Origin of the sequence: Pseudoalteromonas sp. BZK2, assembly GCF_014349195.1 — a bacterium.
GTDB classification, from domain to species: Bacteria; Pseudomonadota; Gammaproteobacteria; order Enterobacterales; family Alteromonadaceae; genus Pseudoalteromonas; species Pseudoalteromonas simplex.
This window is the reverse complement of record NZ_JACSOG010000019.1, coordinates 26,998-41,143: the sequence shown is the minus strand read 5'-3', so window position 1 is coordinate 41,143 and position 14,146 is coordinate 26,998. Positions and strand designations below refer to the sequence as shown.

13 protein-coding genes and 1 pseudogene are annotated in these 14,146 nt (G+C 39.9%); 3 read left to right on the top strand and 11 right to left on the bottom strand.

Annotated elements, in window-relative coordinates; all coding sequences use genetic code 11:
* Positions 1 to 147 precede the first annotated feature (147 nt).
* The 5 genes from BIZ38_RS12920 to BIZ38_RS12900 form a co-directional block, all read right to left on the bottom strand.
* Positions 148 to 567, bottom strand: coding sequence for a hypothetical protein (locus tag BIZ38_RS12920; protein WP_187490437.1), 420 nt, complete (start codon positions 565 to 567; stop codon positions 148 to 150).
* Positions 568 to 684: 117 nt separating this feature from the next.
* Positions 685 to 999: a hypothetical protein gene (locus BIZ38_RS12915; protein ID WP_054553044.1), complete on the bottom strand. Its 315-nt coding sequence runs from the start codon at positions 997 to 999 to the stop codon at positions 685 to 687.
* Positions 1,000 to 1,010: 11 nt separating this feature from the next.
* Positions 1,011 to 1,904 carry a polyphosphate kinase 2 gene (gene ppk2 / locus BIZ38_RS12910; RefSeq protein ID WP_138618171.1) on the bottom strand — a complete coding sequence of 298 codons (894 nt, stop codon included), beginning with the start codon at positions 1,902 to 1,904 and terminating at the stop codon, positions 1,011 to 1,013.
* A 500-nt stretch (positions 1,905 to 2,404) separates the two neighbouring features.
* Positions 2,405 to 3,073: a DUF2987 domain-containing protein gene (locus tag BIZ38_RS12905; protein ID WP_138618169.1), complete on the bottom strand. Its 669-nt coding sequence runs from the start codon at positions 3,071 to 3,073 to the stop codon at positions 2,405 to 2,407.
* Positions 3,066 to 3,884: a glucosaminidase domain-containing protein gene (locus BIZ38_RS12900; protein WP_054553042.1), complete on the bottom strand. Its 819-nt coding sequence runs from the start codon at positions 3,882 to 3,884 to the stop codon at positions 3,066 to 3,068. Before BIZ38_RS12900 ends, BIZ38_RS12905 begins: the two co-directional genes overlap by 8 nt.
* Before the next feature lie 214 nt (positions 3,885 to 4,098).
* On the opposite strand from BIZ38_RS12900, the gene BIZ38_RS12895 reads away from it, so the two are divergent.
* Together BIZ38_RS12895 and BIZ38_RS12890 are read left to right on the top strand one after the other, a co-directional pair.
* Positions 4,099 to 5,394 (top strand): anti-phage deoxyguanosine triphosphatase, encoded by a 1,296-nt coding sequence (locus tag BIZ38_RS12895; protein ID WP_138602443.1) that lies wholly within the window; start codon positions 4,099 to 4,101, stop codon positions 5,392 to 5,394.
* Between the two features lie 101 nt (positions 5,395 to 5,495).
* The gene (locus BIZ38_RS12890; RefSeq protein ID WP_187490436.1) at positions 5,496 to 6,587 is read left to right on the top strand and encodes a DUF481 domain-containing protein; all 1,092 of its coding nucleotides are present in this window, start codon (positions 5,496 to 5,498) and stop codon (positions 6,585 to 6,587) included.
* A gap of 68 nt (positions 6,588 to 6,655) precedes the next feature.
* On the opposite strand, the gene BIZ38_RS12885 is transcribed toward BIZ38_RS12890, so the two are convergent.
* The 6 genes and pseudogenes from BIZ38_RS12885 to BIZ38_RS12860 all read right to left on the bottom strand — a co-directional run bounded on the left by BIZ38_RS12885 (position 6,656) and on the right by BIZ38_RS12860 (position 12,690).
* Positions 6,656 to 8,809, bottom strand: a complete 2,154-nt coding sequence (locus BIZ38_RS12885) for a prolyl oligopeptidase family serine peptidase (protein WP_187490435.1) — start codon at positions 8,807 to 8,809, stop codon at positions 6,656 to 6,658.
* 161 nt (positions 8,810 to 8,970) lie between these two features.
* Positions 8,971 to 9,972 (bottom strand): annotated as a pseudogene (locus BIZ38_RS12880) (branched-chain amino acid aminotransferase); the annotation flags it as partial.
* A 178-nt stretch (positions 9,973 to 10,150) separates the two neighbouring features.
* Positions 10,151 to 10,939 (bottom strand): SDR family oxidoreductase, encoded by a 789-nt coding sequence (locus BIZ38_RS12875; protein ID WP_187490433.1) that lies wholly within the window; start codon positions 10,937 to 10,939, stop codon positions 10,151 to 10,153.
* 21 nt (positions 10,940 to 10,960) lie between these two features.
* Positions 10,961 to 11,464, bottom strand: coding sequence for a DUF962 domain-containing protein (locus BIZ38_RS12870; protein ID WP_187490432.1), 504 nt, complete (start codon positions 11,462 to 11,464; stop codon positions 10,961 to 10,963).
* A 104-nt stretch (positions 11,465 to 11,568) separates the two neighbouring features.
* A complete protein-coding gene (locus BIZ38_RS12865) occupies positions 11,569 to 11,973 on the bottom strand; it encodes a hypothetical protein (RefSeq protein ID WP_054553035.1) in 405 nt (134 codons plus the stop codon).
* 54 nt (positions 11,974 to 12,027) lie between these two features.
* Entirely contained in the window at positions 12,028 to 12,690 is a 663-nt protein-coding gene (locus BIZ38_RS12860) for a Crp/Fnr family transcriptional regulator (RefSeq protein WP_187490431.1), read from the bottom strand.
* A gap of 54 nt (positions 12,691 to 12,744) precedes the next feature.
* On the opposite strand from BIZ38_RS12860, the gene BIZ38_RS12855 reads away from it, so the two are divergent.
* On the top strand, positions 12,745 to 14,034 hold the full coding sequence (locus tag BIZ38_RS12855; protein WP_187490430.1) for an amidohydrolase: 1,290 nt from the start codon (positions 12,745 to 12,747) through the stop codon (positions 14,032 to 14,034).
* Positions 14,035 to 14,146: the final 112 nt, after the last annotated feature.

Genomic DNA, 14,146 nt, shown 5'->3' with positions numbered 1-14,146 from the left:
AGTTGAAATGATTAGCGTGGGATAATTAAAACGCTTCTCTCGTTGAGATACCACGTACAGCACAGCGCTTTGGGAATAGACTCAAAGATCTATGAATTTATAGGCTGAAAGCTTTAATTTTCTGACTTCTGCAAACTTACTTCTTATTTATTTTACTGTGCATTTATAACGGGAAGCTGTACAAGCAAGATCAGGCCAGTCATCTCTACCCCAGCAATACTTATCATTTCTAAGTGGTTTTAGATGCCAAACTACTGGCTTGCCCTTATTATCTAAACGAGTTTCATTTTCAAGCTGCACACGGACTAAATTTTTCTCTGCTGAGAGAATATTATAAACGAAGGTTTTTCTCGCTTCAGACTCAGAAATATAGCCCCGTTCGTCGTAAGAAATTTCTAATGTGTTGTTTTTGAAAGCTACGGTATGAAAATTAGCTTCACAAACTGGGCTATTTGTAGACTGCCATGAGCCTTGCAACTTAGTTTGCATTTCTTGGTTGATAAGTGAATGACTACTACACGCTGAACATAGCAGTAAAATAACAAAAATAGACGCTAAAGGTTTCATTAAGATGCTTTTAAGTCCCTGAAAAATTGACATTTAGCATATCGAGAATCGTGAAAATGTCCAGCGATACGCTTAATAAAAACAAAGGGCACAATAGCCATGTGCCCTTTGTTAACTTTAAGCGCTTTTAGTTTTAGCTTTTTTATTCTTTGCCAATCTTTTGGCACGTTTTATAGCCGATTTTTTCGACGCATTTTTCTGCGCAATTTTTAACACTTTAGCCTCTTTTAATTGCTTTTTTGCTGCTTTAAAGCGCTTTTTAGCATTTTCAGCTAGGTTCTCAGCTTCGCTGGCACACTCTACAGCTGCTTGTGCTTTTAGTGCTGCATCTTTTGCAAGTTCAGTGGTTCTTGCCACTTCTTTTTTACTCTTTTCAAGAATTTTTTCGAGCTTAGCAAGACGTTTCTCAAATACTGACTGTGAATTTTGCATAGTATTCTCCTTCACTGGCGTATAGACATGCGGGTAGGTTCGGTAACAATAAGCGAGTCGACACAATTTACTACATCGTGATCTTTCTCCGGGTAATCTAAACAACTTAAGAAGTGGCGCATACAGTTGATACGCCCGCGCTTTTTATCGTCAGATCGAATTTGTGTCCAAGGTGCATCCTTAGTATGGGTATGAAACATCATGGCATCTTTGGCATCACTATAATCATGCCATTTAGCCAGTGATGCCATATCAACTGGGCTTAGCTTCCATTGTTTGAGTGGGTCGTTTTGGCGCGATTTAAAACGTCTAAATTGCTCTTCTCTACTAACTGAAAACCAATATTTAAATAGCTTAATACCGCTATTCACCAACATACGCTCAAGTTGAGGTGTTTGACGCATAAACTCCAAATATTCGTGATCATCGCAAAACCCCATTACCTTCTCAACACCGGCTCGGTTATACCAAGAACGATCGAAAAGTATGATTTCACCCTTAGTAGGTAAGTGGTTAATGTAACGCTGGAAGTACCACTGTTCTCGCTCTCTAGTAGTTGGCTTTTCTAAGGCTACCACGTGTGCCCCGCGAGGATTTAAATGCTCCATAAAACGCTTTATAGTGCCACCTTTACCTGCCGCATCTCGACCTTCAAATAAAATCACAATTTGTTGTTCGGTCTCTTTTACCCAGCCTTGCATTTTTAAAAGCTCGATTTGCAATTCGTGTTTATGGCGCTCGTATTCAACTACGTCCATTTTGCGTTTATATGGGTATTTACCGTCAGCATTCCACTTTAAGCTTGGGTTTTTAACATCTAGATCAAAAACCACATCCTGTTTAGCATTGTGTTCGGATAAATTCTGCTGTTTTACTGATACAGGTTCGACATTGACTGTCTGCATAACGACTCCTATTAAACTATAACTACCTATATTGAGAACTTTATAGTTTTACTTTAAGCCAGTTATAGCTAAGTAACTTGATCTAAATCTATATTTTCATTCCTTAAAAATTCATTTAAAAATAGAAAGTTAGCACTTAATAATTAAGTAAAGATCAGGCTAGCAATATACAATCAAGTCTTTTTTCTATAATAAAAAACAATCAGAGAAAACTAATACATTCCGACTATTTCTATGTTTCAAAACACACTGAACCTTAAATACACAGCAATACAAATAGTTAGGAAAAATATGAATCAAGGGAATAATTTAGAGCAAAGAAACAGTCATAGTAATTGTACTAACTACGATGAATTTTCAATTTTGCTCATACGTCTAAATGCTGAGATAAACTTTTGAAAAAAGAAACATAAGAACTATCTGTGCTTCACAACGAAAAAAGGACCTAATTAAGGTCCCTTTTGTCGAAGTTTAAACGCTTTTAGCCAATATATAGTCCGTTATTTAACAATCCAAGGTGTGGCGCTGATAAGCTCAGCATGACTGTTTAACACTGTGTTATCGTCTTGCCAGTCGTCTGTTACTTTTATTGAGCAACGCTGCTCTTTACAGCTAACGCCATTTGCCGAGATAGCGTCTTGACCATTAAATTTAAGTACAACACCTTGTTGTTCAGGAAGCAAAAACCACATTAATTTGCTGACAAAAAAGCCTGATAAATCAGATAACAGCTCGTCAAACTCTTCATTTAACGTATATAAGTTTGCTTTACTAAGTTCAAAATCTGCCAAATCAGTCGCTTCAATCTGTAACTTTAATTGGCATTCATGTTTAGGGTTTTCTGGTTGCACAACAATAACAGCTTTATCTGTATCTAATTGCTTATCAAAAGGTAAAAGTAACTGAGCTTTATCTGTATAAGTTAAGTCAAACTCTTGTTTTTCTGTAATTATTTTACCTGATTTAATAGTGCATACTTCGTTACTAGCAATATCAGACAAATAAAAGTTAACTTGAGCGTATTGAAACTCACCTTTATTCACGACTTTTAAACGATCATAAAAGCCATCATAAGCAATAACAAATTCAGTTGCTGCGGCTTTAGAGGAAACCGCGCTTAGCGCAACCGCGATGGTTGCTGCTTTTAACCATGGAAGGAGTTTATTCATCAAAGTAAGCTCTATTTTGATTTATCATAGTGTTTAATTCATCAATATATGCTTCACGGCGCTCAGAGTATGATAACAAACCTTGTGTTAACTTGGTTGCTTCTATAGGTTTTTGCTGGCGACGTAAATCGGCACGAATTAATCGTAAATCTTTATACGCAGCATGGGTATTAATATTTTTAAAATATGAGCTTACAGCAGCACGTACCGATTTAAATGCTGTCACTTCATGGGCCGCTTCGTTAGCACGGCGACGAGGAACCATGCCACAACCCTTTTTGTAACACCATTGACCGAAAAAGTTTAAACCAATCCGTGCAAAGCGTGACGTGCCCCATGCTGATTCATTTGCTGCTTGCATTAGCGCAAGCTCTTTAGGAATGATATCAACTCGACGTAGTGCTTGGGTAAGCGATAAAGTGTCAATAGTGTTAGGCAACTTGTAGCTGGTAAGAATTTTTTTAATATCTGACTTTTGCTTGCTCGTAAGCGGCTCATTGTACTCAAGCATCATGCGCGCAATTTCTAGTTTAGCTCGCTGCTGTAAAATTTTTTTATTTTCGGCCTCAACATGTGGGCGAATAAAATCAAAAAAAGCATGTTTCTTCTCTTTTACATCAGTAAATGCTGCAAAGTCAGGCAGTTTTACATTATGTAATGGTTTTTCTTTTTTGATTACGCGCTGGGTTCCGGTAGGCGTGCTCTGAGTTTGTTCAGATTCTTCAACTGTCACTTCTTTTTCGATAAATGGCGAAAATAACGCCCATGCAAAAAAAGCGGTTAATAAAGCTCGAAAAACGTACTTAAGCATGTATTCTCTCAAATAAACTACTACTCATGTGCGGTTAACTCACGCACACACAAAGGCGAAGTATACCAAAGCAGATGATTTTTAGCGAATTCAGCACTATAAAACCACCCATAAAAGGGACAAACTATTGACGTAACAGTGTAGTTTGCTCGCAATTTTCAAGCGCTTGCGTATACTGAAAAGTAAGCAAACAAGGAATAGGAAGGTTATTTTTATGTGCCAATCTTGGCAAGCTCGCATTATTAATCAACAAAAATATCGTCCAAACGATAACCGCTCAGCTTGGCAGGTTGACCGCTCTCGAATCATACACGCCGCAGCATTTAGGCGTTTGCAGGCTAAAACTCAGATTATGGGTATTGGCTTAAATGATTTTTATAGAACTCGTCTTACTCATTCTTTAGAAGTTGCCCAAATTGGCAGTGGTTTATTACGCCATTTGAAAAAGCAGCACCCTGAATTTACGAATTTTCCTAGCGGTAGTTTACTCGAAACCTTATGCCTTGCTCATGATATTGGCCACCCTCCTTTTGGTCATGGTGGTGAAATAGCATTAAATTACATGATGCGCGATCATGGTGGCTTTGAAGGTAACGCGCAAACACTTAGAATTGTCTCTAAGCTTGAGCCCTATTCAAATGGCTATGGCATGAACTTAACCAGGCGCACCTTGTTAGGTTTTATTAAATACCCAGCCTTCATTGATGATTTGTGGCACAGCATTCCACCTTTGAGCGAGCAGCGTAGCTTTATTAAAGCTGACCATTGGCGACCAGCTAAGGGGTTATACACCGACGATAAAGATATTTTCGACTGGATCATGGAGCCACTGTCTAATAACGATAAAGCACTGCTGAGCAGTCATTATAAGGTTGATGAATTTAGAGCCAAAACCCACTATAAATCGATAGACTCAGCAATTATGGAATTAGCTGACGATATTGCGTATGCCGTTCATGATTTAGAAGACGCTATAGCAACAGAGGTTTTAACGTTGGCTGATTGGCAAAATCATGCCCTTGTACAACTACAAGAGCTTGACTCTGCGTGGCTAACCACTCATTTAAGCTCGATAACCGCCAGACTCTTTTCTCATCACGAGTATGAGCGTAAAGACGCCATTGGTGAGTTGGTAAACACCTTTATTATTAACGCTCAGTTAGTTGTACAAAACGCAGATTTCGAATCTGAAATATTACAGTACACGGTGAGTCTTCCAGATGAATTTGCCGAAATTCTTAACGTGCTAAAACATTTTGTTTTTAAACGCTTAATTCGTGAGCCGAAGATGCAGCAAGTGGAGTTTAAAGGGCAAAACCTGCTGATTGAATTATTTAGTGCTTTTGCCAGCGACCCAATGCGCTTATTACCAGAAACAACGCAAGAAATGTGGCTAAATGCGCACCAACAAGGCGATAATGCGATGCGCATAATCTGTGATTATTTGTCAGGAATGAGTGACGAATACGCCTACAAAACCTATCAGCGGTTGTTTTTGCCATCTGCTTAAGTAATTTTTGAACACTATTTGATAGTGTTCTAAAATTAAGCAGGTTATTAATAAATAATCGCACTTCTTTAGATGCATTCTATTTAACATGGATTGAAATAATGCTCAAAAAATACCTGCTCATCAGTGCAGCTGTTGCAAGTTCATTTGCTTGCTATAGCGCAGAAACACTTCCAGATCCGCTTCTCGAAGAGCGCGGCATAATAATTAAAGATGCCACCCACTTTGATTGGATACGGCTTAATTCTGGCGAATGGCTCAAAGGCGAGCTTGTCTCTTTGTACGATAAAGAAGTTGAGTTTGACAGCGACATTCTTGATACATTAATGATTGATCGCGAAGATATCTATATGATTATTTCAGATCGCCATCATACGGTTCGCTTTAACGATGGCAATGAGCTCAGTGGTACACTTAATATATCGGGCGGTTATGTAAAAGTTGGCGAACAAGAAGCTAAATACCGTTATCGCGATTTAGTCTCAATTGCTCCCTCAATTGAAAGCGAACTCAGTGCATGGACTGTAAAGTTATCCATGGGTGCAGATTTGGCCCGTGGAAATACTGACCAAACTGAATATTCTATTAAAGCTGACATAAAGCGCCGTACTGCTTCAAGTCGATTTTTATCTGAGATTTTAGGCTATCGCACTACCAGTGATGATCAAATTACTAAAAACAATATTCGTGCTAACGGTACATTTGACTGGTTTTACACACAAAAAATGTATTATCGCCCTATTTTCTTCGAATACTATCGTGACCCGTTCCAAAATATCGCCAATAAATACACTGTCGGCGCCGGTGTTGGTTATTATGTGATAGATACCGACAAAACAGAATGGGATTTTACAGCGGGACCTGCTTATCAAAAAACCCAATTTGACACTGTAGCAGCTGGAGAAGATAAGAGTAACTCATCAATGTCTTGGTTTATTTCTACAAATTATGAGTTAGAGATCACTAAGAAAATCGATTTTTCATTAAATTATCGTTACCTAACTGCAAACAGTGATGCTGGCGGTGACTCTCAATATGCGATGGCTGCGTTTGAATTTGAGATCACTGATGATATTGATTTTGATGTGTCATTAGTTTGGGATTACCTTGCCGACCCCATTGCCGATGAAAACGGTGTAGTACCAGAAAAAGAAGATTACAAAATGATTTTCGCGCTGGGTATCGATTTATAAACATCTCGATTATTCGATACAAAAACGCCGAGCTTAGCTCGGCGTTTTCATTTTAGTTAAGTAATATCCTATAGCGATTTAACACCCATGTTGTATAGGGTAAAACCATAGATATCAGCGTATTGATCGATGATCTTACTTGTTGGTGTTCCTGCACCATGACCTGCATTTGTTTCAATGCGAATAAGATACGGATTTTGTTTCGCACCTTTTTCTTGTAGCTCTGCTGCAAACTTAAATGAATGCGCAGGCACCACACGGTCATCATGATCCCCTGTTGTCACTAAGGTTGCAGGGTAGCTAACACCTTCTTTTACATTGTGAACTGGTGAGTAGCCTTTTAAGTAATCAAACATTTCTTTACTTTGTTCACTCGTACCGTAGTCATACGCCCAACCAGCACCGGCTGTAAAGGTGTGGTAACGCAGCATATCTAAAACACCTACAGCAGGAAGCGCAACTTTAAATAGCTCAGGGCGCTGTGTCATAACCGCACCAACTAATAAGCCACCATTTGAGCCACCACGTACCGCTAGGTAATCAGGTGAGCTGTATTGTTTTTCGTTTAAGTACTCAGCCGCAGCAATAAAGTCATCAAATACATTTTGTTTCTTAAGCTGTGTACCATTTACATGCCATTCTTTACCGTATTCGCCACCACCACGAATATTAGCAACAGCATAGATACCACCGTGCTCAAGCCATGCCGCAATTGTAGGGCTGTAGCTTGGTGTTAGGCTCACGTTAAAGCCACCATAACCATATAAAATAGTCGGATTTTTACCGTTAAGTTCGGTGCCCTTTTTGTACGAAATTATCATCGGAACTTTGGTGCCATCTTTTGATGTATAGAACACTTGTTCAGAGATATATTCTTCGCTATTAAATTTAGCGCCCGACTTGCGGTACACATCAGACTTACCTGATTCAACATCAAACGAATAGGTATTGCCTGGTGTAGTGTAATTAGTAAATGAGTAATACAGAGTTTGTGCATCGTGCTTACCGCTAAAGCCATATGCAGTTCCTACACCTGGCAGGCTGATGTCGCGTACTAATTTTCCTGATTTATCGTATTGTTTTACTTGCGAAATCGCATCAACCATATACTTAGCAAAGAAGTAGTCACCACCTTTTGAAAGGCTAAGCACATTATCAGTTTCTGGGATTAAATCTTGCCAATTTTCAGGGCTTGGATCAGCAGCATCAACAGTCACTACACGTTTATTTGGCGCGTTTAAGTTAGTCACTAAATATAGTTTCGAGCCGTCATTATCAATAATTGAGGTATCTGAGTCAGTGTTATCTAAAATAGTCACTAGCTTGCTGTCAGGCTTAGTTAAATCTTTGATAAACAATTTATTACCTGAAGTTGAAGTACTTGCAGCAATAATTAAATAACGATTATCACGGGTTACATCAGCACCAATATAACGATGTTTCTGAGCCTCTGTGCCACCATAAACTAATTGATCATCTGCTTGTGCCGTGCCTAACTTATGGTAGTAAACTTTATGTTGATCTGTTTTTGCAGACAGCTCACTACCTTTTGGCTTATCGTAGCTCGAATAATAGAAACCTTCGTTGCCAAGCCAAGAGATACCGCTGAATTTTACATCGACTAATGCTTCTTCAATTGGTTGTTTAGTCGCTGTATCAATAATGATAATTTTACGCCAGTCACTGCCGCCTTCAGAGATTTGATAGGCCGCTAGCGTGCCGTCCTCTGTGAATGTTAAGCCCGACATTGAGGTTGTGCCATCAGCGCTAAAAGTATTTGGATCTAAGAATACCTCAGCTTCAGAGTCGCCTTTTTTACGATAAACTACGTACTGATTTTGCAGACCATCGTTTTTATAAAAGTAGGTGTACTCACCCTCTTTAAATGGCGCTGTGACTTTTTCGTAGTTCATCAGCTTTTCAAGGGTAGTTTTTAGCTCATCGCGATACGGAATATTTTTTAGATAAGAAAAGGTAACGTCATTTTCGGCTTTAACCCACTGGGCTGTTTCGTCGCTCATATCGTCTTCTAACCAACGGTATGGATCGGCTACTTTCTCACCGAAGTACTCGTCAACAACATTGCCTTTTTTAGTTTCTGGATAATTCACAGCAGCTTTAACCTCTGCAGTTTTCACTGTTTGTTCTGTTTTTGTAGGGGTAGACTCACCGCAGCCCGCCAATGCAACAACAATTGCACATGCTAGTGTTTTCTTGATCATAATAAATTTACTTTTAGTTATTGTTAATAAAATGAAAGTAAAATTAAAGCATTAGAATGTCTAGTAATTTGCGGTTAAACACAGGAAGTGCTGTAAACCAATGTAAAAACAATAAAGCCACGTAGTAACGTGGCTCTTCAAAGCATATATTTGCTCAGCGATTATACTTTTGTTAACCAGCCATGAGTATCTGCTGATTTACCCCATTGAATATCATTCAATGCTTGGCGTAATTTAGCAACTTTCTCACCTGGTTTACCCGACCCCACTTTAAACTCTTGGTCGTTATGAATAAGCGTGCCAACCGAGGTAAGTACCGCAGCGGTACCTGATAACGCAGCTTCAGTACCTGGTTTAGCGGCTCTTTCTAGTAACTCAGACACAGTAAAGTTACGCTCAGATACTGTCATACCTAAATCTTTAGCAATCGTTAAAATACTATTACGCGTCACACCGTGTAAGAATGTGCTATCAAGTGCTTTTGTGATGATCTCATCACCATCAATTAGAATGAAGTTTGCAGCACCAGTTTCTTGTACATCACCACCAGGGCAGAATAAAATTTGGTCTGCTTGATGCTCTGAGCGAGCTTCTAAGATTGGACCTAATGCACTTGCGTAGTTACCACCACTTTTAACCATACCCATGTGTGGTGCGCAGCGCATGCCGTCTTCTTCAAGTAATACACGTAATGCTGTAGCACCGCCTGAGAAATAATCACCTACTGGCGAAAGTAATACATAAAGTAAGGAACTCATTGACGGTGCAGCCGCTTTACCGATTGCCGCTTCTGTACCAATGTGAGTTGGGCGAATATACATTGAACCCGGCGGTGTTGGTGTTTCGTCTGCGTATTCTTTTACAATGTCTTTGATCATTTGCTCAAGCATGCCTTCGTCAAAGTCAGGTAAGTTTAGTAACTTAGAGCTTTGTTTCATACGAGCAATGTTAGCATCCATACGAAAGATATAGACCGAGCCATCTTCGTGACGAAATGCTTTTAATCCTTCAAAACAGGTGCTTGAGTAATGTAATACGTGAGCACCCGCATGTAATTCGATTTTATCAGATGGGACCAGCGCGCTTTCACTCCATGAGTTATCAGCAAAACGTGCTTGGATCATTTGTGGCATAAATACAGTACCAAATGCGGCCATTGTTGTTCTCTCTTGTTTGGACTACTTTTACCCCATTGTATGCTAATCCATCCCCGTTTAACCATAGCAAACTAGTGCCTTTTATCGATTAAAGTAATAATAATTCGACCATTTGGTACAAAAAATGCGCAACCCAAGTTGCGCATTGTTTACTGAGAATCATTCGCTAACAAATGACTATAAATTATCTGTAGTTCATTTTTGCTGTGAGGCGATTAAAAAAGCCCGGGAAAAATCGCTTAATAGTCGGTGCTAAACCACTTATTCCTTCACCAATAACAACTTCATCTTTCTCGGCTTCAATGGCTTTAATCATTTTTGCAGCCGCTTTTGCCACATCCATGCCGTTTTCGATTGATTCCTCTGGCTTATTTTGCGGTTTACCTTGGCCATCTAACGAATTATGCGCAATGGCTGTTTTAATTGAACCCGGGCAAATAGTCAGGCAATTCACATTTTTGTCGGCTAGTTCTGCTCTTAAGCAATCCATAAAGCCCACGACCGCATACTTAGAACCCGAATACCCAGTTCTGAATTTTGAACCGACTTTACCCGCTACACTGCTAATTGATACCACCATGCCCATACCTTGGTTAACCATCTGGGGTACGACCGCCTTAGTTAAAGCAATTAAACCAAAATAGTTTACTTCCATCAGTTGGCGATAGACCGTAAATTCGTTTTCTAAAAATAGACTACGCTGCGACACCCCACCGTTATTGATAAGCACATCAATACGGCCAATTCGCTCGATCACTGCTGGCATATCTTCAAGTAAGGCTTCGGGCTTTGCCAAATCAAGGGCGACCACATGATGATTACCGCCGAGTCTTGTATTAAGAGCGTTGAGTTTTTCCTCATTACGGGCAGACAGTACTAGCGTTGTCCCTTTTGCCGCCAATTGCTCACAAAGTGCCTCACCAATTCCAGAAGATGCCCCAGTAACCCAAACTGTTTTACCATTTAATTGCATGTGTGTTCCTTATTATTGTTGTTATGCTTTATTAGGCCCTGCATGTTGTTCGATATGATCAGCAATATCTTTATAAAAACCAAGCATAATCAAGAACTCTGCTAATACAAATAACGGCCCTATGACCAAACCAATTAAATCATCAACAAAGGCTGGCTTTTTACCTTCAAAATAGTGACCAATAAACTGAAACACCCAACCAACCACGAAACTGCCAATGCTCAAAGTTAGCCATAACTCTGTTGAAAGCGACACCACAGGCTCAGCAGCAATGCTTAACAAACTTAAGCATACAGCCATAATTAACCCCATAGATAAGCTAAGCATTAAGTAATAAAGACAGGTGAGCGCAATTACCACGGTTGCCAAGGAGATAACAGCAGGCTCTGAGATAAGTGTGACGCGATGTAATAAACAAATAATTGCAAACACAATTAATGGGATGCCGATAAAGTGAGTGACAATATTGCGTTTAGAACGGTGATAAAGGGCGTAATTTGTCAGTTGTTGTTTTAATGTTTTCATTGTTTTTCCTGCCAAAACTGTGTTCAAAATTCAGATTAGCAGAAAATTCACCAACAAGAATGTCAACTAGCCGACATTTAAAGTTGCTAGCTTAAAATCACACATTAAACCAGCGCATCAATAACTTTGCCTTTTTCAGCTTCTGGTCGCATATCCATGCGTTCGCGACCTTTTTGATACTCTTCATCGAGCATCGCTTGCAGCTCATTCATTTTTTCTTGCAGTGCTTTAGTATCGGCACCTTGTTGTTGCATTTGTTCAGCAAGCTTCTCTATTTGCGCTTTTATTTCATCAATTTTCTCTTTATCAACCCCGAGCCGCTGATAAACCAAAGCTTCTTGAGCTTGTGCTAAAAAAGAGCTGGGCTCAGGCTGCTTTTGTAAAAGTTGTTGTGCTGAAGATGCTGGCGTATGCATGGCTTTCACACCCTCAGTGCGAGCCGTTTGCGACAGCTTAGCAGCAGCCGAAGCGTGATAAGGGTTATATTGATTATGAAATGTAATTGCCACAAGTTGTCTTCCATTTAAGCTTGATTACGACTTTGTAGCAATTTTAGTTCCAAGCTAGCATTGAGATTGCAATTTATCGATATCAATAATTTCAATCGTTTGATATTTAAGGTTAATAATTGAATCAGCTTGCAGGGATTGTAATATTTGGTTAATGGTTTGCCGTGTTAAATAGGTCATATCGGCAAGTTGTTGCTGGGTAAGCGGCAAACAGCTTTGGTGTGACGATTGATAAAGCATGCATAACCGCTTACTCACCTTTTGCTTTGCTGTAAGGAGTGCGTGATCTTCTAATGAGTCAAACAGGTTTCGCACTTTATTAGTAAGCAGCAGCCCAAAGTCATGCCAATAAGCAGGATGTTCTTGTAATAACTGGCTTAATGCCCGCTCAGGAACGTGTAAAAGCCGTACCGCAGTTTGAGCATACACATCGTGGGTGCGCTTACCACCATCAAACAGAGCCACTTCACCAAACCACATTGCACTGGTTACAAAACTGAGCACGGCTTCTTTGCCTTGGCTATTGACCCCAGAAACTCTAAGCACGCCATTAATAACACAATACAGACCGGTATTTTCATCACCACGCAAAAACAATGCATCACCCGCATTTAAGGTGATTAATTTAGCATTTTTTACTAGCTTGTCCCTAAATAATTGTGTGCGATTTTTAAACCATTTGTCTTGGTTAATTACCGAAAGGTCTTGTTCATTCAAGTGTTTATCCTTTACATTGGAGTAGTGTGCATACAAATAATAAAAGGATACGGGATGTTAAACAAACTACTTTCGACCAGCCTACTTCTCAGTGCTATTTCTACCCCTGCATTTGCGAGTGATATTAATTCTGAACTTAAATCTGCCAATAAAAGCGTCAGCGAAAAAGTCATTAAATGGCGCCGTCATTTACACCAATACCCAGAGCTTAGTAACCGTGAGTTTGAAACAGCCAAATACGTGGCTAAGCATTTACGTTCGTTAGGCCTTGAGGTTCAAACAGGTGTGGCTCATACCGGTGTGGTTGCCAAACTTAAAGGGGGCAAAAAAGGTCCGCTTATTGCGCTGCGTGCTGATATGGATGCACTACCTGTTAAAGAGCAAGTAGACTTACCTTTCGCGTCAACTCAAACAACAGAGTACAAAGGCAATACCGTTGGCGTAATGCATGCCTGTGGTCATGATAACCATGTGGCTATTTTAATGGCAGCCGCTGAGTCTTTAGTAAAAATTAAAGAAGAGCTCGCGGGTGATATTCTGTTTGTCTTCCAACCTGCTGAAGAAGGTGCTCCTGATGGCGAAGAAGGTGGTGCTGAGCTGATGCTTAAAGAAGGCTTATTTAAAGAAAAGCCAGAAGCCGTATTTGGGTTACACGTAACCAGTTCACTTAATACCGGACAAATTGGTTTTCGTGAAGGGCCACTAATGGCCAGCGCCGACAAATTTACTATCACAGTAAAAGGTCGCCAAACTCACGGTTCTCGCCCTTGGAATGGGGTTGACCCAATTGTGGCGTCATCACAAATTATTATGGCAACACAAACCATCGCTTCTCGCCAAGTTGATGTGACCAAAGCGCCTTCTGTGGTTTCATTTGGTGCCATTAATGGCGGTGTGCGTAACAACATCATCCCTGATCAAGTTGAAATGGTGGGCACAATTCGTACCTTTGATCAAGAAATGCGTGCTGACATTAAAAAACGTTTAGCTAAAACCGCTGAGATGGTAGCTGAATCAGGTGGTGCAGAAGCCCATGTTCACATTGATCATGGTTACCCAGTAACAGTGAACGATGTTGAATTAACCAAGAAAATGACACCAACAATTGCTGGTGTAGTTGGTAAAGAAAACTTGATCACAACGCCACTTATCACAGGTGCCGAAGACTTTAGTTACTACGCCTTAGAAACACCAGGCATGTTCTTTTTCTTAGGTGTCACACCAAAAGGTCAAGATGCAGTTACAGCACCAAGTAACCATTCACCACACTTTTTTGCAGACGAAAAAGCTTTACAGCTAGGCGTAAATGCAATGACACAATTAGTGGTTGATTACCTTAAATAAGCGGATTGAGATAATCACTATTCCCTACTGGCGGGTGACATCACTACCCGCCCTATTTTCTTTGCTGTTCAGCATCAATAAAGTTCATTTTGCTAGGGTTAGATTACTATAT

Coding starts and splice junctions, on each gene's coding strand:
- BIZ38_RS12920 (WP_187490437.1), bottom strand. CDS start 567: ATGAAACCTTTAGCGTCTATTTTTGTTATTTTACTGCTATGTTCAGCG.
- BIZ38_RS12915 (WP_054553044.1), bottom strand. CDS start 999: ATGCAAAATTCACAGTCAGTATTTGAGAAACGTCTTGCTAAGCTCGAA.
- ppk2 (WP_138618171.1), bottom strand. CDS start 1,904: ATGCAGACAGTCAATGTCGAACCTGTATCAGTAAAACAGCAGAATTTA.
- BIZ38_RS12905 (WP_138618169.1), bottom strand. CDS start 3,073: ATGAATAAACTCCTTCCATGGTTAAAAGCAGCAACCATCGCGGTTGCG.
- BIZ38_RS12900 (WP_054553042.1), bottom strand. CDS start 3,884: ATGCTTAAGTACGTTTTTCGAGCTTTATTAACCGCTTTTTTTGCATGG.
- BIZ38_RS12895 (WP_138602443.1), top strand. CDS start 4,099: ATGTGCCAATCTTGGCAAGCTCGCATTATTAATCAACAAAAATATCGT.
- BIZ38_RS12890 (WP_187490436.1), top strand. CDS start 5,496: ATGCTCAAAAAATACCTGCTCATCAGTGCAGCTGTTGCAAGTTCATTT.
- BIZ38_RS12885 (WP_187490435.1), bottom strand. CDS start 8,809: ATGATCAAGAAAACACTAGCATGTGCAATTGTTGTTGCATTGGCGGGC.
- BIZ38_RS12875 (WP_187490433.1), bottom strand. CDS start 10,939: ATGCAATTAAATGGTAAAACAGTTTGGGTTACTGGGGCATCTTCTGGA.
- BIZ38_RS12870 (WP_187490432.1), bottom strand. CDS start 11,464: ATGAAAACATTAAAACAACAACTGACAAATTACGCCCTTTATCACCGT.
- BIZ38_RS12855 (WP_187490430.1), top strand. CDS start 12,745: ATGTTAAACAAACTACTTTCGACCAGCCTACTTCTCAGTGCTATTTCT.